Origin of the sequence: Treponema saccharophilum DSM 2985 (genome assembly GCF_000255555.1) — a bacterium.
In the GTDB taxonomy this organism is placed as follows: Bacteria; Spirochaetota; Spirochaetia; order Treponematales; family Treponemataceae; genus Treponema_D; species Treponema_D saccharophilum.
The window spans coordinates 1-20,670 of sequence record NZ_AGRW01000048.1; the positions used below are offsets into that span (position 1 = coordinate 1).

At 51.7% G+C, this 20,670-nt stretch carries 17 protein-coding genes; 7 read left to right on the plus strand and 10 right to left on the minus strand.

Going from position 1 to position 20,670, the window contains the following annotated elements; translation table 11 throughout:
* The 3 genes from TRESADRAFT_RS16500 to TRESADRAFT_RS08010 all read left to right on the plus strand — a co-directional run.
* A partial coding sequence (locus TRESADRAFT_RS16500; RefSeq protein ID WP_040842659.1) for a hypothetical protein occupies window positions 1-194 on the plus strand: 194 nt, incomplete at its 5' end.
* A 107-nt stretch (window positions 195-301) separates the two neighbouring features.
* Window positions 302-1,396: a 6-phosphofructokinase gene (locus TRESADRAFT_RS08005; RefSeq protein ID WP_002704601.1), complete on the plus strand. Its 1,095-nt coding sequence runs from the start codon at window positions 302-304 to the stop codon at window positions 1,394-1,396.
* Window positions 1,389-2,339: an alpha-hydroxy-acid oxidizing protein gene (locus tag TRESADRAFT_RS08010; protein WP_081478528.1), complete on the plus strand. Its 951-nt coding sequence runs from the start codon at window positions 1,389-1,391 to the stop codon at window positions 2,337-2,339. The genes TRESADRAFT_RS08005 and TRESADRAFT_RS08010 overlap by 8 nt, the downstream gene beginning before the upstream one ends.
* Before the next feature lie 12 nt (window positions 2,340-2,351).
* On the opposite strand, the gene sppA is transcribed toward TRESADRAFT_RS08010, so the two are convergent.
* The 3 genes from sppA to cyaB are packed head-to-tail and all read right to left on the minus strand — an operon-like array spanning window position 2,352 to window position 4,548.
* Window positions 2,352-3,278, minus strand: a complete 927-nt coding sequence (gene sppA, locus TRESADRAFT_RS08015) for a signal peptide peptidase SppA (protein WP_002704605.1) — start codon at window positions 3,276-3,278, stop codon at window positions 2,352-2,354.
* Between the two features lie 25 nt (window positions 3,279-3,303).
* A complete protein-coding gene (locus TRESADRAFT_RS08020) occupies window positions 3,304-3,957 on the minus strand; it encodes a DUF975 family protein (RefSeq protein ID WP_002704606.1) in 654 nt (217 codons plus the stop codon).
* A 21-nt stretch (window positions 3,958-3,978) separates the two neighbouring features.
* A complete protein-coding gene (gene cyaB / locus TRESADRAFT_RS08025) occupies window positions 3,979-4,548 on the minus strand; it encodes a class IV adenylate cyclase (RefSeq protein ID WP_159100051.1) in 570 nt (189 codons plus the stop codon).
* 397 nt (window positions 4,549-4,945) lie between these two features.
* Between cyaB and TRESADRAFT_RS08035 the strand changes: the two genes are divergently transcribed.
* Window positions 4,946-5,872 carry an aldose epimerase family protein gene (locus tag TRESADRAFT_RS08035; RefSeq protein WP_002704609.1) on the plus strand — a complete coding sequence of 309 codons (927 nt, stop codon included), beginning with the start codon at window positions 4,946-4,948 and terminating at the stop codon, window positions 5,870-5,872.
* A gap of 71 nt (window positions 5,873-5,943) precedes the next feature.
* Here the strand turns inward: TRESADRAFT_RS08035 and TRESADRAFT_RS15160 are convergent, their stop codons facing one another.
* The 3 genes from TRESADRAFT_RS15160 to TRESADRAFT_RS08050 are packed head-to-tail and all read right to left on the minus strand — an operon-like array spanning window position 5,944 to window position 11,503.
* Window positions 5,944-8,253 carry an EAL domain-containing protein gene (locus TRESADRAFT_RS15160; RefSeq protein WP_002704610.1) on the minus strand — a complete coding sequence of 770 codons (2,310 nt, stop codon included), beginning with the start codon at window positions 8,251-8,253 and terminating at the stop codon, window positions 5,944-5,946.
* The gene (locus TRESADRAFT_RS15165) at window positions 8,250-10,541 is read right to left on the minus strand and encodes an EAL domain-containing protein (protein WP_002704611.1); all 2,292 of its coding nucleotides are present in this window, start codon (window positions 10,539-10,541) and stop codon (window positions 8,250-8,252) included. Before TRESADRAFT_RS15165 ends, TRESADRAFT_RS15160 begins: the two co-directional genes overlap by 4 nt.
* Window positions 10,538-11,503, minus strand: coding sequence for a tRNA-dihydrouridine synthase family protein (locus tag TRESADRAFT_RS08050; RefSeq protein ID WP_002704612.1), 966 nt, complete (start codon window positions 11,501-11,503; stop codon window positions 10,538-10,540). Before TRESADRAFT_RS08050 ends, TRESADRAFT_RS15165 begins: the two co-directional genes overlap by 4 nt.
* Window positions 11,504-11,652: 149 nt before the next feature.
* Between TRESADRAFT_RS08050 and htpG the strand changes: the two genes are divergently transcribed.
* Together htpG and TRESADRAFT_RS08060 are read left to right on the plus strand one after the other, a co-directional pair.
* A complete protein-coding gene (gene htpG, locus TRESADRAFT_RS08055; RefSeq protein WP_002704613.1) occupies window positions 11,653-13,629 on the plus strand; it encodes a molecular chaperone HtpG in 1,977 nt (658 codons plus the stop codon).
* Window positions 13,630-13,708: 79 nt separating this feature from the next.
* Window positions 13,709-14,668, plus strand: a complete 960-nt coding sequence (locus tag TRESADRAFT_RS08060) for an NYN domain-containing protein (RefSeq protein ID WP_002704614.1) — start codon at window positions 13,709-13,711, stop codon at window positions 14,666-14,668.
* A 66-nt stretch (window positions 14,669-14,734) separates the two neighbouring features.
* Here TRESADRAFT_RS08060 and TRESADRAFT_RS08065 read toward each other — a convergent pair whose 3' ends face one another.
* The 4 genes from TRESADRAFT_RS08065 to TRESADRAFT_RS08080 all read right to left on the minus strand — a co-directional run bounded on the left by TRESADRAFT_RS08065 (window position 14,735) and on the right by TRESADRAFT_RS08080 (window position 18,054).
* Window positions 14,735-15,418: an HAD family hydrolase gene (locus tag TRESADRAFT_RS08065; RefSeq protein WP_002704617.1), complete on the minus strand. Its 684-nt coding sequence runs from the start codon at window positions 15,416-15,418 to the stop codon at window positions 14,735-14,737.
* A gap of 162 nt (window positions 15,419-15,580) precedes the next feature.
* Window positions 15,581-16,531: a mechanosensitive ion channel family protein gene (locus tag TRESADRAFT_RS08070; protein WP_002704619.1), complete on the minus strand. Its 951-nt coding sequence runs from the start codon at window positions 16,529-16,531 to the stop codon at window positions 15,581-15,583.
* Between the two features lie 169 nt (window positions 16,532-16,700).
* Window positions 16,701-17,339, minus strand: a complete 639-nt coding sequence (gene nth, locus TRESADRAFT_RS08075; protein ID WP_002704621.1) for an endonuclease III — start codon at window positions 17,337-17,339, stop codon at window positions 16,701-16,703.
* A 121-nt stretch (window positions 17,340-17,460) separates the two neighbouring features.
* A complete protein-coding gene (locus TRESADRAFT_RS08080; protein WP_040842664.1) occupies window positions 17,461-18,054 on the minus strand; it encodes a hypothetical protein in 594 nt (197 codons plus the stop codon).
* 230 nt (window positions 18,055-18,284) lie between these two features.
* Between TRESADRAFT_RS08080 and TRESADRAFT_RS08085 the strand changes: the two genes are divergently transcribed.
* Entirely contained in the window at window positions 18,285-19,181 is an 897-nt protein-coding gene (locus tag TRESADRAFT_RS08085) for an AraC family transcriptional regulator (RefSeq protein WP_002704623.1), read from the plus strand.
* The last annotated feature ends 1,489 nt before the right edge of the window (window positions 19,182-20,670 follow it).

Genomic DNA, 20,670 nt, shown 5'->3' on the forward strand with positions numbered 1-20,670 from the left:
TGGATTTTGGCGGGTTGTTTTTGGTTGTGAATGTTTTGCGAGGGGCTTTGTTGTTTTTTCTGTGGAAAGAAAGCCCCGATGTGAGAGCGACTTGTTTTTCTGCGGATTGGAGGGGCTTTGTTTTTATCGCGCCCGTGCGCGATAAAACCGTGATGGATTTTTGCGGGGTGTTTTTGGTGGTGAATGTTTTGTGAGGGAGCTTTGTTGTTTGTGCGCGGAGTGGGGAAAGAGGGGGATTTTTTTTGTGGGGGAAGGGGGTTCTATCGCAGAAATTGGTGCTTTATTGTACAATTTGCGAATTATGGCTGTGAAACGATTTGGGATTCTTACCTCCGGCGGTGACGCGCCTGGGTTGAATTCGGCGATACGGGCTGTGTGCAGGACTGCTGCAATCCAGTACGGGATGACTGCTGTCGGCGTGCGGAACGGATACCGCGGGCTGATTGAGAACAACTGCTTCGAGCTTTCTGGCGACGACATAACGGGAATTCTTTCCCGTGGAGGGACGATTCTTGGAACGTCACGCGAAAAGCCGTTCAAGAATCCCGAGCCGGATGGGGAAGGGCTTCTTCCAATCGATTCGATAAAGCGGACGTATGAAATCCAGAAAATGGATGCGCTCGTCTGCCTCGGCGGAAACGGGACGAACACGACCGCGAGCCTTCTTCAGGAAGAGGGGATGAACGTCATCGGGCTGCCGAAGACAATCGACAACGATATCGTAAAAACTGACGTCACATTCGGCTTCCATACTGCGCTCGATGTCGCGACGGAGGCGATCGACAGAATTCATTCGACGGCGCATTCCCATTCAAGAATCATGGTCATAGAAGTCATGGGGCATAAAGCGGGATGGCTCTCGCTTTATTCGGGCGTCGCCGGCGGTGCCGATGTCATCCTTCTTCCCGAAATTCCCTACGACATAGACAGCGTTGCCGACTGCATAATGAAAAGACGCGATGCCGGAAAGGAATTTTCGATTGTCGTCGTCGCGGAAGGCGCGCTTTCGCGTGATGAGGCGCTTCTTCCAAAAAAAGAACTGAAAAAAAGGCGCAAGCTTATGCCGTATTCGATTGCGTACCGCGTTGCGCACGAACTTGAGGAGGCGACGGGGCTTGAAAGCCGCGTTACCGTCCTCGGGTATCTTCAGCGCGGCGGAACTCCGTCGGCGTTCGACAGGGTTCTTTCGACGCAGTTCGGCGTTGCGGGCGCGCATTTCCTTGCGGAGGAAAAATTCGGGAATCTCGTCGCGATGCAGAACAACGAGATTGTCGCCGTTCCGCTCAGCGAGATTGCCGGAAAAGTGAAGAACATTCCCGTCCTCGGAGACGGAAACGGAGTCGAGCATTCGATGATTGCAGCTGGCCGCGGCTTGGGGACGTGCTTCGGTGACTAAATTCAAATGCCATTTCTGCGCGATGTGCAACGGTCAGGCGTGCAAATCGGAGCTTCCCGGAATGGGCGGCGTCCGCGAGAACGAGAATTTCATGCTGAACGTGTGCGGCTGGAAGAACGTCCGCAAAGAGTACCGCGAAAAAATCGAGTCGTATCTCTCACAGTCCGTCGAATTCCGCATCCCTAAGATTTCCGTGGCGCCGATGACGGGAGCTGTCGAGAACATGGGATACGGCGAGGAATCGGAATATTACGAGGAAATCGCAAACGCGTCGAGCAATGTCGGAATCGGGTTGTGCCTCGGAGACGGTTTTCCGGATGAGAAGCTGAAATTCGGAATCCGCGCGATTGAGCGAATACGCGAGCGCGAGAAAAACGCGATGCGCGCTTCCGTCTTCATCAAGCCGTATTCGAACGAGCGCATAATCGAGCGGATAGGTTGGGCTTCAAAAATCGCGGATTTGGTCGGAATCGACATCGACTCGTACAACATCCTCACGATGCGGAATCTCGTCAACCTTGAGAAAAAAGACGCCGCCCGCCTTTCGGAAATCCGCGATTTCGTGCACGGAAAACTCGGCGTTCCGTTTTCGATAAAAGGAATTTTCACCGATGACGATATCGAGCTTGTGAAGAAAGTCCGCCCCGACGTCGCATATATCTCGAACCACGGCGGAAGAATCGACACGCGGACGGGAAGCACCGCCGAATACCTCGCGAAAAATGCCGCCGAGCTGCGAAAATGGTGCGGCGAGGTTTGGGTTGACGGCGGAATCAGGACGCCGCTCGACGTCGCGACTGCCCATGCGCTCGGCGCCGACCGCGTCCTGATTGGGCGTCCGTTCGTCACCGCGCTTTGTCAGGATGGCGAGCGCGGCGTTTGCGGGAAAGTCCTTGAGATGAGCATGATTCGGTTCGGGGCCGACTCCTACCGCGACGAATAGCGTTTCGTATTTTTAGTTCGCGATGTAGTTGAGCTTCATCTGCGCGCTCGGCGGTTTCACGAGCGCGGAGACGAACCTGAAAATGTCGTTCATCGTCATCTCGTATTCGTAGATGAAATCCTCGAATTCAAAATCCCCGTCCAAATCGGCGAGAACGGCATCCTCGGCTTCCTCGAACCGGCAAATCTCGTCGATAAGCCCGTTTTTGAGCGCCTGGTTTGCGGTGTAGATTCTTCCGTCAGCGATTTTCTTCACGTCGTCGATGTTCATGTGCCTTGCGGTCGCGACAATCGAGGTGAACTGCTCGTACGCGTCGTCGGCGACGGACTGCATTATCTCCGCCTGCTCCTCCGTCAGCGGGGAATCGTAGTTCATCATGTTCTTGTTTCTTCCCGCCGTGAACGTGCGCGACTTTATGCCGATTTTTTCCATAAGCTCCGTCGCGTCGATGCTTTTGCCCGCAATCACGCCGATTGAGCCGGTAAGCGTGTTCCTGTTCGCGAATATCTGGTCGGCAGCGCTTGCGATGTAGTACCCGCCCGATGCCGCGAGCGAGCCGAAATACGCGTAGACAGGTTTTCCCGTCTCGTTCTTGTAATCGACGAGCGCGAGATACGTCTCGTCTGATTCGTAGACGGTGCCGCCCGGGGAATCGATATAAAGAAGAATCCCGCGGTTCTTTTTGTCGTTCTTGAGGAAATCGATTGTGCTGAGCATCCATTCCTGATTGTAGGTCTGACCGGCTTTCTCGATTGTTCCCACGATGTGGAGAACCGCGACGTAATCGTGCTTGAACGATTTTATTTCGTTCTCCCCCAAAAAACGCTCCGCGCTGAACGACGTGGTGCCCGCCGTCCTGAAATTTCCCGCGGAAAACGACAGCGCCACGGCTGCCGCCATCACCGCGATGACGATGATTCCCTTTTTTCTTGATTTCATAAAATACCCTCGCTTTTTTTTATTTTCAGTTGAAGTCCGCGGGAAGGAGCCTTCCGCTTCGTATCGCCTCGATTTTCATCGCGGAATATGCGTTCGCGAATGACGTCGCCATATACGGACAGAGCCATAAAAATCCGATTCCCGACGTCAGCATCGACAGAAAAATCCACCCGAGAAAGCTCATCGCCATAAGCGCGATATCCGCCTTGTGCCCGTCGGTCATCGCCTTGCTCATCCGCATCGCGCGCGCCGCCCCGACGTTTTTGTTCTCCGCCATGATGAAGAACATCTGCGAGTACGAGACGAATTTGACGATTCCAGGAATGACAAAAAGAAGGCTCCAGACGAAAACCCACAGCGCAAGGAGAATTCCGCCCCGCGCGCCCCGTTTCCACAGCTCCCCGACGGATTCCGCAATCCGTGCATGGGGAATCTCGCCGTCCGTGCGGGAAATCTCAAGATGGATTTTTGATGATGATACGAGCAGAATGCCCGCCGCCGCCACAATCGCGAGCGCAAAAAACGGGAAAAGCGGGCTTTCCGATTCCGCCATGTTTTTTGCCGACGAAAGCGCGCTGAACAGCAGCACGAGCGAGAGCGCGCTCATGATAATCGGCGTGAGCCATCTTCCCTTCAGACGCGCGCGCGCCTGCGCCTTGTATGAACATCTATCGAACATTTTTTCCTCCGCAATCTGCCTCTAGGATTCCAGCCCGCGTTCCCGGAGCATCTCCGAATAATATCGGCTTTCGATTTTGTCTTTTGGGATTCCGCACCGTCCCAGAATCTCGATGAGCGCGACCCGTTTTTCCGCGATTGTAAGTTCGTCGTTCTTTTCCGAAAGGATTTCGATTTCGATAAAATCCCCGAGCGGCGGCACGGAACAAAGCTCGATGTGCGCCTCTCCCGCCTGGAATCCCGTGATTTTCTTCTGCTTCCTGATGTCAACCTTCATCCCGATGTCGGAAAAAAGCGATTCGAGAACAGCCGCATCGGAAACGGTGCATTCCTTCTCGTCGTTCACCTCGTAAACAGTTCCGCCGCCGTCAACGCGCGACTCCTTCTTCTTGTACGTGAGAAACGTTTTCGTCTCCCCGTCCGTCCCGTCACTCTCGCGTCGAATCCTCGCCTGAATCTTCTTTCCGTCCTTAAAAATGACCCAGTACGCGTCGTCCTTCTGCACCCGCCCAACGAAACGCGCGAACGACATCAGCCGTTCCTCCGTGGCCTTCCAATCATCCACGTGCGCCTTCAGCTCGATTTCATACATGAAATGAATCATATCACGGAAAAAAAATGATTAACACTGCGTCCCCGCGTGCCGCCACCCGCTTGCTCCGATAAAGCCAAACTTAGAACGACAAAAAGGTTTGCAAGCGCATGGTAGGCACGCCCCGCGTGCCGGCGAACGCTTGCTCCGATAAAGCCAAACTCAGAACGCGCAAAAGGTTTGCAAGCGCATGGTAGGCACGCGCCCCCCGCGTGCCGGCGAACGCTTGCTCCAACCAAACCAAACTTAGAACGACAAAAAGATTTGCAAGCGCAAGGTAGGCACGCCCCGCGTGCCGGCGAACGCTTGCTCCAACCAAACCAAACTTAGAACGCGCAAAAGGTTTGCAAGCGCAGGCGCTGTTTTTCAATTTCCGGAATCTGTGTAGAATCATTATATGTCTACAATCACTTTGAAGAACGGCAACTTTGAGGTTGTCTTGAGCACGCATGGTGCTGAAATCGTATCGTTCAGGGGTTCTGACGGCACGAAGTATGTTTTTGAAGGACCGGAAAGCGTATGGAAATTCCACGCGCCGGTTTTGTTTCCGCATGTGGGGCGCATCTGCGACGGATTCTACACGTGGGAGGGAAAGGAATACCATCTCGTGAACAACGGAATGAGCCGCGACATGGAGCACGCGCTTATTTCGAGCACGGAGACGTCCGCCGAATTCGAGCTTACGGAAAATTCCGAGACGGCTGACAAATTCCCGTGGAAGTTCAGCCTCAGGACGCGCTACGAGCTTCGCGATGACGGGCTTTCGTTCACGACGACGGTGACGAACACCGATTCGACTGAGATGCAGTTCTCCCTCGGAAGCCACACCGCATTCTGCTGCCCGCGCAACACCGACCCCGAGGGAACGACGAACGCGGATTATCAGTACGAATTCGAGCTTCGCGAGCCGCTTACGACCGTCCTGCTTAACGATTCCGCGCAGCTCAAGGCGGACGAGGACGGAACGGCGCCCGTGACCGCACCGTACGGCGAGAAAGAGGCGGGAATCATCCCGATAAACGCGGAAGGATTCGGAAATGGGCATTTCTTCACGGCGTTCAAGTCCGGCTGGGTCGGGCTTCGCAACAAGAAGGACAATTCGCTCGTGAAGGTGAACTGCGCCGGATATCCGTATCTGATGGTCTGGCAGGGCGGAAAAGGCGCGGAAGGCGTCTCCGGGAACGGCTTCAACTGCATCGAGCCGTGGTACGGAACAGCCGATGCGGAGAACACAGACCACACGTGGGAGAACAAGAGCGGGCTGATTTCCCTCGCGCCGGGAAAAAGCTTCACGGCTGACCAGTCGATAACAATCGTCCGCTGATTTTTCGGGCGGGACAGAATCTGTGCGCGTGCGGTTCGTCCCGCCCGTTTTTTCCGGTTGCGCGAATTCGTCTACAAGAAAAGATTCTTCGGCTTTCTGAACACGAACGCGCGCTCGAATTCGCTGACTTCCATCGGCTCGGCGAACAGGAATCCCTGGAACGCCTCGCATCCAAGCTCTTTCAGCATCAGAATCTGGCTGTCAGTCTCGACGCCTTCCGCGAGAACTTCCATGTTCAGCGATTTCGCCATCGAGACGATTGAGCTCAAGATTGTCATTCCCCTGTCGTGATGCTCCGTCTCCTTGAGGAACACCCGGTCGATTTTCAGCACGTCCGCGTCGATGTCCTTGAGCATGTTGAGCGACGAATACCCGCTTCCGAAATCGTCAATCTCAACCTTGAACCCGAACTGCTGGAGGTTTTTCGTCAGCTTCCGCGATTTCTCAAAATTCTCAACGAACGCCGTCTCGGTGAATTCGATGTTGAGCAGCGACGGCGATATGTTGTATTTCTGGACGATTTCGACGAGCGTCTTGAAAATGTCGATGTAGTAGAAATCCTTCGGCGAGACGTTGACGGAAATGCTCCAGTTCCTGATTCCCTTGTCGTTCCACTCGCGGATTTTTTTCGCGGCTTCCTCCCATATATACGCGTCGAGCTTGTGGATAAGCCCCGTTTTTTCGAGAATCTCGATGAATTCCTTCGGCTGCAGAATCCCCCGCTCGGGATGACGCCACCGCGCGAGCGCCTCGCAGCTGAAATTCATGTCGTCGATGGAAATCTGCGGCTGTAGGAAGATGCAGAACTGCCCTTTTGAGAGCGCCGTCTCGAAGTCGCTGACGATGTCCTTTTCGACGAGAAGCTGCTCGAGCATTTCCGAATCGTATTCGGCGAATATGTGCTGGTAGTCGTCGGAATTCTTTTCCGTCGCGAGAAGCGCCTTGTCGCACATGAGCCTCGGCGACTCGAACGCGAACCGGCTTTCGTAGATTCCGAGCGTGAAATGGATTTTGAACGCGCTGTTTTCCGTTATCTGCTGGATTTTCTGGAATTCATCAATCGTTTTCTTCATCGAAAAATATTCCTTTTTCAGGAACATCGCGAATTTGTCGTCGTCAATCCTTCCGCAAAGCGCGTCGATTCCTTCTGCCTGCCGCAAAAAATCGGCTTCCATCATCAGGATTTTGTCGCCTGTTTCCTCGCCGAAAATCTCGTTTATTATCTTGAAGTCGCGTATATTCGACACGAGCATCAGGTATTCCGACAAGTCGCTCTGCTGCCGCTCGGAGACTGCCTCGAAAAATCCCGTCCTGTTCAGGAGTCCCGTCATCTCGTCGTGCGTTGATATGTACCGCTGCCGCTTGAGCTGTTTTATCTCGTCCGTTTTGTTCACGAATTTGAAGAACGAGCCGATTTCTTCCCCGTCGGAAAAAACTTTCTGGAATTCGACTTGAAAATGGAGGTTCGTCCCGTTTATCGTGAACGAATCCTCGCCTTTTGACGACGGCTCCGGATGGAATTTCTGCCATGTGCGCGCGTATCGTTCCGCCGTTGCCGCGGAGAATGTCGCCCGTTTTGCAGTGTCGCCCATCAAAAACCGCCCGGACGCGTTGGCGTATGCGAATTTCCCGTCTGCGTCGAAGAAAACGATTCCCTCGCTTATCCGCTCGTTCACGTTCGCCAGAAGACAGTTGACGAGCTGGTGCGGAAAACGGTACGTCGAATAGTAATAGATGAAAATCGCCAGGAACGTGTACATGAAGACGGAAAAATCGACGGGCGTGTTGAGCGAATAGCAGAATACGTTTATGACGATGATGATGATGTACGCGACAAGGACGGAAATGTATTTCTTCTTGTAGAAAAGCGGCGCCTTAATCATCGCCATCGCTATAAGCGCGAACGACGAGAACACCATGATGTAGCAGAACCCCAGATGAAGATAGTGGACCGGCGTAAAAACAGCGCCCCAATACGGAATAAGGTTTTTGCTGAAATAGAGCAGGTCGAGGTCGAAGCTGTGCAGCGTCTTGAGGTTCAGAAGAAGAAAAAGCGAATCGACTGCCGACATAACGAGCAGGACGAAGCGGTACGGATGCTGCGGGTTCCTGTTCGTGTACGCGAACGAGAACGTCAGCACGGAATACACGAGCCAATCGAGGCTGCAGAAAAAGAGCGTGTCGAAAATCATCGCGTACCAGTAGCTGTCGCAGAAAAGAAAAATCGAATAGAAAATGACCGAGCAAAGCCCCAGCGCGAACATCGGCGTTATGTGCTTTTTGAGCGGAGTCTGCGCGGAACGCATTTTCATCATCAGGACGATGAGCGTCGTGCATATTATGAGGGCGGTGACAAGGAACGTCAGTTTCAAAAGAATCAATTTGTGCCCTCCGTATACATTTCCTCGAACGCGGCGACGGAAACAGGCTTCGAATAGAAATAGCCCTGGAAAATATCGCATCCGATTCTCTTCAGGAAATCAACCTGGTATTCGTTCTCGACGCCCTCGGTTATTATCGTCATCCCGAGCCGTTTCGCCATCTTTACGATTGAGTCGAGAATCATAGTGCTCTTGTTCACGTTCTCCGTCTGCTTGAGGAATGCCATGTCGATTTTGAGGACGTCCATCTTTATGTTCTTGAGGACGTTGAGCGACGAATACCCGCTTCCGAAATCGTCCATCTCGATGCAGAACCCGAATTCCTGAAGGCGCGCGAGAATTTTCGAGTGCATGTTGAAATCCTGCATGAGGACGGTTTCCGTTATCTCAAGCTTGAGCATCCGCGGGTTGACGCCGTATTCCGTGACAAGTTCCGTGAACGTCTTGTAGATGTCCAGATAGTAGAAATCCTTCGCCGAGATGTTTACCGCAATGTAAAAATCGATTCCGCGCCCGCCCCAGTCGGCGAGCTTCTTCACGGCTTCCTCCCAGATGAATTTGTCGAGACGGTAGATGAATCCCGTCTTCTCGAGCACGGGAACGAATTCCCCCGGCGGAATCATCACGTCCTCGCTCGTGTCGTACCACCGCACAAGCGCCTCCGCCCCGACGATTTTGAGCGTGCTGCTGCTCACCTGCGGCTGGAGGAACATGCTGAACTGCCCCTCGGCAATCGCGGTGTCGAACCGGCTTATAATCTGCTTTTCCCGTATCAGCTGTTCCATCAGCGCCTCGTTGTAGTATTCCACGGAGCGCTCGTAGTCGTCCTTTATGCGCTTGAGCGCGAGCGACGCCTTGTCGAACATAGACGCGGCGCTTTCGTGCGGGTCGTTGACGTCGTATATTCCCATGTTGATGTCGAACCGGTACTTTACGGTGCTCGTCTCAATCTGCGATTTCTCTATTTCGGAAAGGAAACTGTTCTGCTCGAATTCGGCTTTTTTTATCAGAATCGCGAACTTGCCGCCGGAAATGCGCCCCAAAAGCGTGTCGCACGACGTTATGCGCGTCAGCGTCGCCGCGATTTTCTTCAGAAATTCGTTGCAGAATTTTTCCCCGAAAATGTCGTTCGCGAGCCGGAAATTCCTGACGTTCATGCAGATGAAAAAACGCGCGATTTCCGGATGCTGCCGGATTTCGTCCTCCGCGTATTTGAAGAAGCACCGCCTGTTGAGCAGCCCCGTCAGCTCGTCGTGCGTCGCGCGGTATTTTTCCGCCTCAAGCTGCCTCTCCTCCTCCGTAATGTCCTCGAACTTCATGTACGTGCCGATTTTCCGGTCCTTGCTGTCGCGCAGTCTGTTCGCGAAGACGATGAACGTCCGCGTCGAGCCTCCCTTCGTGAGCTTCTCGCGTTTTTTTATGAAATCCTTGCCGAGCGCGTTGTATTCCCTGTAGAATTTCAGGCAGTTTTCCTCCGTCTCGAAGATTTCCTTGGCGAGCCTGTTCATGAAAATACATTTTCCGCTCATGTCGAAGCAGATGACGGCGTTGTTTATGTTCTCCGCGATGATGAGCTTTATCTTCGCGGAAATTTCCTTCGGGATAATCAGGAAGGTGAGGTACGTCACGCCGATGACCGAAATCGAATACATCAGGATTGAGAACCGGAACGTCACGCTGAAAATCATGAACGAAAGGTTGAAGAACATGACGAGGAGGAACAGCGCCCCGAGCGCGATGAATTTGTTCCGGTAGAACGGTTTCGCCGAAATCGCCTTCTTTCCGAGGATGAACACAATCAAAATCGCGAGGGAATAATCAAAAACCGAATGGAAGATGAACCCAATCCGGTACGAGACGAGCCAGCTGATGAAATGCCCGTTCACGCTGTACTGCGAGAGCGTGAACGAAGGCGATTGCGACGCGTTCCCGCTGACGGCGTTTGCGATGAATGCGCACGTGTCGAGCAGGGCGATGATTCCCGCTGCTATGCGAATCGATTTTGTCGGCTGCCTTTTGAACTGCTCCTCCGTGAAGACGAGGACGAAATCCATGAACGCCATGAGGAGGCAGTCGATTCCGATAAAGTAGAGCCCGTAAAAGAGGCGCGCGATTCTTTCGTTCAGCGTAAAAAGCGTGATTATGTAGGAAATAAGCGCAAAAAAAGCCGTTATGTGGATTCCAGCTACGTATTTCGAGATTTGCTGCTTTTTTCTTATCGCGTACACAAAATGGAACAGCATCGTCACTGACATTGTGATGGCGAATGCAAGAAATGACGTCCTCATAATGACATTATTTTATCATCAGAACATTTAAAAAAGTATGAATTCAACCGATTTCTTGCGTCGTCGTTGTCCGCGGCGTTCAGCATCTGCGTTTGGAAATAATGCGCGAAACTGAAATTCAGGCAGTAGTACGCGAAGAACCGCTGCAGCCGCGTCTTCCAGAATTCCTTCGGCTGGCATTCCTCCACGTCGTCGATGAAATCAAGCGCGAGCTTCTGGCAGTCTATGTCGAGTTTTTCCCCGCGAAGCTCCGCAAAAATCCACGGTTTTTGGGCAGCCGCGCGCGCGACCATTATTCCCGCGCAGTCGGGCGCTTCCTTGAGCGCGCTTTCCATGCTTTTTGCGTCCTTTACGTCGCCGTTCAGTATTACGGGAATCTCCGGGAATTTTTGCGCGAGTTTTTCGACGAATTCCCAGCGCGGCTTTTCCCTGTATTTTCCTTTTTTCGTCCGCGGATGGAGCGTTATCATCTCAACGCCCTCTCCGACGAGCATCGAGCAGAAATCCATGAGCGCCGATTCCGTGAAATCCTCGCTGCCGAGCCTGATTTTTGCCGAAAGCCGTTTTTTGTTCCCCGATTTTTCGATTGCGCGCTTGACGAGGTTCACCATGCGCCTTGTCTCGCCTTGGTCTTTCGTCATCCACGCGATGCCGGCGCCCGTGTTCGCGATTTGCGGCGCGGAGCAGCCCATGTTCAAATCGATTCCGATTCCCTCTTTCTGCGCGAGGATTTCCGCCGCCCTGCCCATTTTTTCCGGGTCGTTTCCCGTCAGCTGCCAGACGATTTTTTCGGGTTCGGGGCCGCCCATAAGGTAGAATTTTTCCCACGGCCCGTCGTTCAGAAGGGAGCCTGCGTTTATCATCTCGGTGAAATATTCGTCGCAGCCGCCGAACCGCGCGACGCACCGCCTGAACGCCTCGTGCGAGAGCGTCGCCATCGGCGCCAAAATCAATTTTTTCATCTCTCAAAGATACCTGCTTTCCCCGTGCCGTTCAATTCCCGTTTTCTCTCCGCGCCTGCCGGACAAAAAAATCGCTTGCCGATTTGGCGCCCGCATAATTATTTTCTTTGATAAATAAAACACGTTCATTTTTTAGGAGAAGACATACAATGGCGACTTACCAGTTTCAGACGGAAGTGAATCAGCTCTTGAAGCTCATCATCCACTCGATGTATTCGAACAAGGACATTTTCCTTCGCGAGATTGTGTCCAACGCGTCAGACGCGCTTGATAAACTCAATTACCTTACAGTCTCCGACGCATCATACAAAAACGTGAAGACCGACCCGCGCATCGACATCACGTTCGAGGATTCCGACAAGGTGAAGATTCTCACCGTCAAGGATTCGGGAATCGGAATGGACGAGGCTGATTTGAACAACAACCTCGGAACAATCGCCCGCTCCGGAACGAAGGCGTTCATCGAGCGCATCGCCGAGGACAAGAATGCCGGCGAGTCGAACCTCATCGGACAGTTCGGCGTCGGTTTCTACAGCGCGTTCATGGCTGCAAAGGAAATCAACGTCATCACGAGAAAAGCCGGCTCGGACAAAATCTTCAAATGGACGAGCGACGGAACGAATTCCTATTCAATCGAGGAGCTAGGCGCGGATTCGGAGCTTGCAAAGAAATACGGTTTTGATGCCGCCGACTCGCACGGTTCTGCAATCGAAATGCACCTCAACGACGATTCGAAGGAATACGCCTCAAGATGGAAGATTGAGGAGCTTATAAAGAGATACAGCGACCACATCGCCTTCCCGATTTATCTCCACTACACGCAGAACAAATACGACGACAAGGGAAACGTCACCGGAAGCGAGAACAAAATCGACCAGGTGAATTCGGCTTCCGCGCTGTGGAAACGCTCTAAGAGCGAGCTGAAGGCTGAGGACTACAACGATTTCTACAAGACGATTTCGCACGATTCGACTGACCCGCTCCATTACGTGCACACGCACGCGGAGGGAACGCAGGAATACACGACGCTTTTCTACGTCCCGCAGAACGCCCCGTTCGACATGTATCAGGCTGATTACCAGAGCGGCGTGAAGCTGTACGTGAAGCGCGTTTTCATCACCGACGACGACCGCGAGCTTCTTCCGTCATACCTGCGTTTCGTGCGCGGAATCATCGACAGCGAGGATTTGCCGCTCAACGTCAGCCGCGAAATCCTCCAGCAGAACCGCATCCTCGACGCGATAAAGAAGGCGAGCGTCAAAAAGCTCCTGAGCGAATTCAAGAAGATGGGCGAGGATGCCGACAAGGCGCGCGCCGTCGAGGAAGGAAAGCGCACCGACGAGGAGAAGGCATCAATCGAGAAGTGGGTCAAATTCGTCAAGAATTTCAACCGCCCGATGAAGGAAGGCTTGTATTCCGATTACGCCAACCGCGAGGAAATCTCCGAAATCGTCCGCTTCAAGTCGACGGACGAGAGCGGGACGGGCGACGACAAATGGACGAGCTTTGCCGATTACGTTTCGCGCATGAAGAGCGAGCAGAAATCAATCTACTACATCACAGGCACCGACGAGGCGAACCTCCGCGCGTCCCCGCTCCTTGAGGCATACAAGAAAAAGGGATTCGAGGTTCTCATCATGGCGGACGACATCGACGACATCGTCATTCCGTCTCTGATGAAGTACAAGGATTACGACCTCAAGGCTGTCAACCGCGCGGGAAGCGACGACGAGCTTGGCGTGGACAAGGACGAGGCGAAAAAGAAGGAAGAAGCCTTCAAGCCCGTCCAGGAAAAAATCAAGAAGGCTCTCGGCGACCGCGTCAAGGATGTCGTCCTTTCAAAGCGCCTTTCCGACAGCCCGAGCTGCGTCGTTGTCGATGAGAACGACCCGGGACTCCAGATGGAGCGCATGATGAAGGCGATGGGGCAGACTGGTATCGGCGTGAAGCCGATTCTTGAGATAAACGGCGACCACGCGATTGTAAAATCGCTCGAATCGACGACAGACGAGTCGAGAATCGCCAATGTCTCCGAGGTTCTCCTTGACCAGGCGCTTCTCATAAGCGGTGCCGAGCTGAAGAACCCGAACGAGTTCGTCAAGGCGATGAACGCGCTTCTGGCGTAAGTATATAAATAAAAGGGGAGCGGAAATCCTGATATTATTTTGATTTCCGCTCCCCTTTTTTTTGGGGGGAGAGAAAACAGTGGAAAACAAATTCAGAAATATAGCGGTTCTAATTGATGCGGAAAATGTTTCGTCTAAAAAAGTGGAGAAGGCTTTTGAGAAAATTGAAAAATTTGGAAAAGTGACTTTGAAAAGGCTTTACGGTAATTTCAAAGAAAAGAAAGTTCTTGAATATGAAGATTTATGCAAAAAAAAATCCATAAGAACCGTACATCAATTTTCGTGCGCGAGTAAAAAAAATTCTTCAGATATACTCCTCGTTATAGATGCGATGGATTTGCTTTATAAGCAGATTTATGATTGCTTTGTGATAATTGCTAGTGATAGTGATTACACTGCTCTTTGTCAGAGAATTTTTGAAGATGGGTTTTCTGTTATTGGTTTTGGAGAAAAAGAGAAAACGACAGAGTCCTTTAGAAAGTCGTGTACTGAATTTATATTTCTTGATGATTTTTCTGAAAGTTCCATGAATAAAGTGATTCCTACAAAAGATGAAGACGCGGTTGATAAAATTCATGAGTTGCTTTTTGATTTTTGGAGCGAGAATAAGAAAAAAGACGATTTTGCAGAAATAAATTCTGCATCAAAGTTTATAAGAAAAAACATAACTTTTAAATCTGCGGGATATAAAGGTATAAAAGAATTTCTTAACTCATTCCCTGCGAAATATGAAATTGATAAAGAATCTGGAAAACTGTATAAATACAATTTAGATTGTGAGGGAAAAAAAGAAAAAATTAATAAAGAACCGTCGATAAAGTCTGATGACGAAAAAAATCATTCATATATACACGAGGCATATGAAAAATCAAAAAAAGGCGAAAATAAGTTTGTTTTAACAAGTACTATTGGAGCATATATAAAAAAAGAAAAGAAATTTCAGATAAAAGGTTTAGAAGCTTTTCTAAAAAAGTTTCCTGACAAGTATAAACTTAAAAACGATGAAAAGAATGCAAAAATGATGAAGTGCCTTGATTGATTTATAACAAAGCCGCGCATACCGTTTTCCGGAAGTGCGCGGCTTTTTTTTGCGGCTTGTCTTTTCTCAAAGAGAATCCGCAATTCTTTCAATCTCGTCGAACGATTTGATGCAGAAATCGGAGTGGGGGCTGATTTTTGCCCGGAAATCCTCGTCCCAGACCTTGAGCCGCTCCGTCCGTATCGTCGTGAATCCCGCAGCCTTCGCGCCTTTGAGCTCGTTGTCTCCGCCATCGCCTACGTACAGTATGTTTTCCGGTTTCACGCGAAGCCGTTTTGACGCAAGCGCGTATATTTCCGCGCACGGTTTTGCCATTCCGATATCGCACGAGAAAATCGCTTCGTCAAAGAACGGATTGAGCGGGGAATCGTTCCAGTGGAGCCTGTCGCAGACGTCGGCGTTGCTCAGAATCGCCAGTTTGAATCCGCGCTTCTTGAGATTCTTTATCGCATCGAGTATGTCCGGGGCAATGTCCGTAAGCGCGAGCCTCAGCCGTTCGATTCTCGCGTCTCGGGACATGCGCAGTTTTTCTTCCGGAATTGCGCCGCCGAGAAGCTCGCTCAATCGCGCGAATATTCCGTCGACCGTCCCGATTTTTCCAAGCCCGCGCTCGCTGCAGAAATCACTGCTCCACAAAGCCGCCGCCCACTTTTCCTTGTCCACGCCGAGCGGCTCGTATTCCGTGTATTCGAGGCCGGAATGCGGGTCGGCGAGCGTATGGAACATGTCGAAAATTATCGCCTCAATCATTTGTTCTCCTTTTTGAAAGGCTATGCCCGTCTTTCCGGTGATGCGCGATTCCCATCGTCATTCCGAAACGAGTTCGGCATGGCAAAATCTCAATCAACCGTTTTTTCAGACAGGGCGAAACGAAAACTCCCCGGAAAAAATCCAGGGAGCGTTTTGCCGAACCTAGCAGTTCGTCTTCGTGATGGTGACGTCGAGCTTGTTGAACGGAATCTCGATGTTCCGCTCCTTGCACACCGTGAGGAATTCCGCGAAAACCTCGTTCTTCACGTTCACGAGGTCCTGCCGCTTGAACCATACGTTCAGGCTCAAAGTGATTCCGCTTTCGGCAAGGCCGGTGAACACAGCCGTCGGCTGGTAGTCCGGGTCATTCTGTATGACGCTCGGGCATCTTTTTGCGGCATCGAGCGCGGCATCGAGCGCGGTTTTCGGCTCCGTGTCGTATCCGACTTCAAGCGGGAACGAGAACCGCCTGAGGTCGAAGCTCGCGTAGTTCATCAGCTTCGTGTTGATAATCGTCGAGTTCGGAATGCGGATGAGCTGGTTGTCGAGCGTGTGGATTTTTACCGAAAGAAGACCGATTTCGTCGACCGTTCCGGAAACGCCGTCAACCTCGATGAAGTCGCCGATTTTCATCGTTTTTTCCGTCAGGACGAACAGTCCCGAGATGACGTTGCTCACGCTCGTCTGCGCCGCAAAACCTATCGCGAGTCCCGCAACTCCCGCCGCGCCCCAGATAGCGCTGACGTTTATCCCGAACAGCCCCAAAATGTACATGCCGATCGCCACATAGAAAACGTAGCTTATCGATTTCGTAATCAGCCCGACCGTGTGCGGCTCGAATTTTTTTGACGCGCCTTTCTGCACGATGGACCGGATGAACCGGTACACGCTGTAGAAAATGACAATCGCCAAAACCGCCGTCACGACTTTCACCATGTTCGTGACCGTGAAATATTTCGCGATTTCGTCGGCAAAAAGAAGCGACCTCGTCTGATAGACTGCCTGCTGAAATGCGTCCTTCGCCTCTTCCGCCGCCTGAACCGCATCCTGCGCCATCGCCGCCGTGGAAATTCCCGCAAGTCCGAGAATTCCGAGCGCTTTCTTGAAATTCATTTTTTTCTCCTTGTGATTTTCATTTTTTCGGTGGTGTAACGAAAAGTATGCTCATAAGGTGGCTGAGCGCAGTCGAAGCCCGTTCATTGTCATGCACGAATTGTTTTTTCGGTTTCGCTCGATGACCGCTTTTTATTTCAGCATACGTATCGCAACATCTCCCTCTATTTTATTGTTTCTCGTTTTTCTTGCAAATATCGTTTATGAGGCACGATTCGCACAGCGGTTTCCTCGCCTTGCAGACATACCGTCCGTGAAGAATCAGCCAGTGGTGGGCGTGCGTCATGTATTGTCCGGGAATGCGCTCAGTAAGGCTTTTTTCGACTTCCTCGGGCGTCTCCCCCTCGGCAAGCCCGATTTTCGGGCAGATTCTGAGAAGGTGCGTGTCCACCGGCATCGTCGGCTCGTTCCACACGACGTTCAGGACGACGTTCGCGGTTTTGCGCCCGACGCCGGGAAGCGACATCAGCTTTTCCCTGTCGTGCGGGACTGTTCCGCCGAATTCCGCGCACAGCTTTTCGCTCAGCGCGATGATGTTCTTCGATTTTGTCGATGAAAGACCGATGGGGCGTATGTGGCCGATAAGTTTCTCGCGTCCGAGGGCGAGCATTTTCTGCGGCGTGTCGGCTATTTCGTAAAGCTCCTTCGTGTTCTCGTTGACGCTTTTGTCCGTCGCCTGCGCTGAAAGCACCGTCGAGACGAGGAGCGTAAACGGGTTTTTCCATTCAAGCTCGCATTTCGGGTTCGGGTTCCGCTCGCGGAATCGCTCCATGACGCATGTTATCTCTTCGGCGGAAAGAAGTTCCATCGTTTCTCCGTCCGCCAGAATCTGGCGGAATTGTGTTTTGGATTTCAGTTTACCGCATGTCCCCGTAAAAAGCAAAACGACCCGCTTTTGGCGGGCCGTCGTTTTTTTGGGGTGGGGAAGGCTAGTTTTTTGCCTCGACCTTGATAATCCTGAATCCGTTTCCGTAGAGGTAGTACGTTCCCTTCGGCGCGTTTTTGTATGTTATCGGCGCCGTCGAGTCCTGGCTCAGCCCGTCGATTCCGAGAATCTTTTCCGGATTTCCATCAGCGCCGAGCTTCACGAGGACGGCGCAGCGCTCTTTTCCCGCCGAGCCGTTGCCCGCGAGCGTGAACGTTATGTCCGCGGCATCGTCGATGGTGATTGAATATTCGGCTTTCCTGTCGCCCGGTTTCGTTATGAGGGAATCAAGCGTCGAGGAGGATTTTGTTCCGTGGTAGAGCGCCGTGTACGATTCCTTCTTGAATTTCACCGAACCCTTTTCGAGCTGGAATTTCGCGCCCTTTGAGCCTGCGACGGCATCGAGAGCGATGGGCTTCTTGAAGTTGAATTCGTCCGTCCCGATTTTCGATTTCGGAATCGATTTCCATTCCCATGTCGCGCTGACGCTTCCCGCTTTTTCGGGAGAAGCGCCTCCGTCAGCCACCGACTGCGCGAACGCGAGCGCTCCCATCACAAGCGCGGCAGAAATCGCGATTACTCTTTTCAACATTTTCATTTCCTCCTGATTTGAATGATAAGTAAATTATAGGGGCGCCCCCTTTGAAAAAAACGCTGTCGTTTAAAACAATAGAGCCATATTCCGCGGATGCGCGTTTTTTCTGTTTTCTTCTATAAATAATAGCCCTGTTTTTTCCGCTCCGGACGGACAAAACTGCGCACAAAATGACAGGACTGTTTTTTGCCCGGCATGTAGAATCGAATCGTCAGGGAAAAGGAGGCAGCAGAATGGAATGGCTTGCATGTATTCGGAAATCAATCGATTTTATGGAGCAGCATCTTACGGACGACATAACGGCCGAGGATGTCGCCCGAGAAGTCGCCTCGTCGTCGTTCTTCCTTCAGCGCGGGTTCTCGCTGATGACGGGATACACAATCGGCGAGTATATCCGGAACAGGCGCCTTTATCTTGCGTCGCGCGACTTGGCGGAAAGCGGTGACAAGATAATCGACATAGCCTTCCGCTACTGTTACGAGACGCCCGAAAGTTTCGCGAAGGCGTTCTCACGCTTCCACGGTTTCAGCCCGTCGCAGGTGAGGGGCGGCGCGAAAGGAAAATCGTTCCTTCCACTGACGATAACAATTTCTGTTCAGGGAGGCGCTTTTATGGATTACAAAATTGCGCAAAAATTCGGGTTTCGGGTCATTGGGTTCCAGAAAATCTTTTCGGCGGATACTGCCTACGATGAAATTCCGAAATTCTGGGACGAGGTCCGCGAAAAATACGCGTCCTCCGTCTGTGCCGGAAACGAGCCGCAGAATCCGTACGAGAAGGCAGTCGCGGAGAACTGCATCGGCGAGTATGGAATCTGCATCGACGATTTGGATTCGGGGCGGTTCCGCTATCTTATCGCGGGGAAATACGCAGGCGGGGACGTTCCCGACGGAATGGTCGTCTACGATTTTCCCCAAGGCGATTGGGCTGTGTTCGACTGCATCGGCGCGATTCCCGAATCCCTCCAGTCGATGAACACGCGGATTTTCAAGGAATGGCTCCCCGGAAACCCCGACTACGAGCTCTGCGGGAATTCCAATGTCGAATGGTACGATTCCACCGGAAAAACTTCCGACCCTGACTACCGCAGCGCAATATGGATTCCCGTCCGCCGCAAAAGCAAGGAGTGACGTAATCTGTTTCCCTGCGACGAACCTCCGCGGGAAAAGCTCGACTTCTTTGGCCTGACGGTAGAAACAATCATCAGGATTGATTGAGGGCAGAACAGGAGAAGCGTCGTCATCGTTTTGAACAGCCCGCTCCTGTTCGTTTTATGCGTAAACGGCAAAATTCTCAATGAGAATTTTGCCATGAAATATGTGATGTTCCCGCCTTCTGAATAATTGACCAAACAGGCCCTTTTTTATAGATTTTCCGACGAAAGGTTTTGGCGAGTCGCCGCATTGTAATTCTGACTGCGTGGGCTGTAGCTTCTAGTGAACGCTGTCGGGTCAGTCCCATCTGGTTTTTGCGAGTCGCTGCCATGTAATTCCAACCGCGTCAACTGTCGGGTTGGTTCCTTTCTTTCAGCATTTTCATCGATTGCGCTGACGAGAACAAAAAAAGCGCGCCTCAAATCAGCAGAAAAAAAATCCGAAAATAAAAACGCACAGTCATAGGAAAATTTCCGAAGGAATTGGCGGTTGCTCTTCAAACTCTACTGTCATCGAAAGATGGCGGAATCCGAATTTGAGGAGGTCTGCAATGGATTTGATGCTTTGCATTGCGGTCGTGAGTTGTCTTGCGTCCGTCGTAAGCGCAATTGTTGCAGTACTCTCTTACCTCAAAAAGTAAAGGGTAAAAAAAGAACCGCCTAAGTCTTCCGAACTTGGCGGTTTCTAACCAATAATACGAAGACCAACCGTAGTTCTGGGGGAACGTTGGAGCGTTCCCGTGGCTGTGCTTCTTTTCTAAATATATCGGACTTTCCCACAAAAATCCACAGCTTTTGAAAAGCGCGCATGAATCGGAACGCCAGGTTGTCTTACTTTCTTCCTTCACATATCAGTGTTTTTCCCCGATTGCGTTGGCATCAGGCGTTTGCTGCCTTGACTTCAACAATATCGTTGATGATTGTCTGGATGAGTGCGATTTGCAGTTCTGATAGACCGCAGGTGTTCAACGCATGCGCGCGAGATTTGACAAAGGGCAGGCGGCGGACTAAAATAAAAAAAGAAGCGCAACCAAGAACACGGTTGGTCTTCGTCCTAAATTGCAATGTCCTTTACGGATACCGCCGCTTAGTGGTCAGACTAGGCGGCTATTTTTTGCTCTCACGCTATGTTTGCGAAAAGAGGCGCGTTTACCAAGCGGGATAACCGAGCAGAAAAAGCGCGATTATCGCCAAAATCATGATGATTTCTTTTCTTGTCACGCACGTCCCCCTAGCTAAAGTTTTTGACTTCGCCGTACGACAAAGTCACTGGAGCCAGAAAGACCAACCGCCATTCTTGTCGGGACTCGCGAGAGTCCCTATGGTCGCGCAGTTTCTTGATGAAACTGGTTAGATTATCGGTGGATTTGAATGAGGGATTGAGGGAGAACGCTGCCAAGAGCCGTGTGTGTCCTAGGCGGTGCAATTCTTGCGCATGTGTGGGATTTTTTTATGATTATGCGTTT

Excerpts from the sequence above, each read along its gene's own strand:
- TRESADRAFT_RS08005 (WP_002704601.1), top strand. The coding sequence starts at position 302 with ATGGCTGTGAAACGATTTGGGATTCTTACCTCCGGCGGTGACGCGCCT.
- sppA (WP_002704605.1), bottom strand. The coding sequence starts at position 3,278 with ATGAAATCAAGAAAAAAGGGAATCATCGTCATCGCGGTGATGGCGGCA.
- TRESADRAFT_RS08020 (WP_002704606.1), bottom strand. The coding sequence starts at position 3,957 with ATGTTCGATAGATGTTCATACAAGGCGCAGGCGCGCGCGCGTCTGAAG.
- cyaB (WP_159100051.1), bottom strand. The coding sequence starts at position 4,548 with ATGTATGAAATCGAGCTGAAGGCGCACGTGGATGATTGGAAGGCCACG.
- TRESADRAFT_RS08035 (WP_002704609.1), top strand. The coding sequence starts at position 4,946 with ATGTCTACAATCACTTTGAAGAACGGCAACTTTGAGGTTGTCTTGAGC.
- TRESADRAFT_RS15165 (WP_002704611.1), bottom strand. The coding sequence starts at position 10,541 with ATGAGGACGTCATTTCTTGCATTCGCCATCACAATGTCAGTGACGATG.
- TRESADRAFT_RS08050 (WP_002704612.1), bottom strand. The coding sequence starts at position 11,503 with ATGAAAAAATTGATTTTGGCGCCGATGGCGACGCTCTCGCACGAGGCG.
- htpG (WP_002704613.1), top strand. The coding sequence starts at position 11,653 with ATGGCGACTTACCAGTTTCAGACGGAAGTGAATCAGCTCTTGAAGCTC.
- TRESADRAFT_RS08065 (WP_002704617.1), bottom strand. The coding sequence starts at position 15,418 with ATGATTGAGGCGATAATTTTCGACATGTTCCATACGCTCGCCGACCCG.
- TRESADRAFT_RS08070 (WP_002704619.1), bottom strand. The coding sequence starts at position 16,531 with ATGAATTTCAAGAAAGCGCTCGGAATTCTCGGACTTGCGGGAATTTCC.
- nth (WP_002704621.1), bottom strand. The coding sequence starts at position 17,339 with ATGGAACTTCTTTCCGCCGAAGAGATAACATGCGTCATGGAGCGATTC.
- TRESADRAFT_RS08080 (WP_040842664.1), bottom strand. The coding sequence starts at position 18,054 with ATGAAAATGTTGAAAAGAGTAATCGCGATTTCTGCCGCGCTTGTGATG.
- TRESADRAFT_RS08085 (WP_002704623.1), top strand. The coding sequence starts at position 18,285 with ATGGAATGGCTTGCATGTATTCGGAAATCAATCGATTTTATGGAGCAG.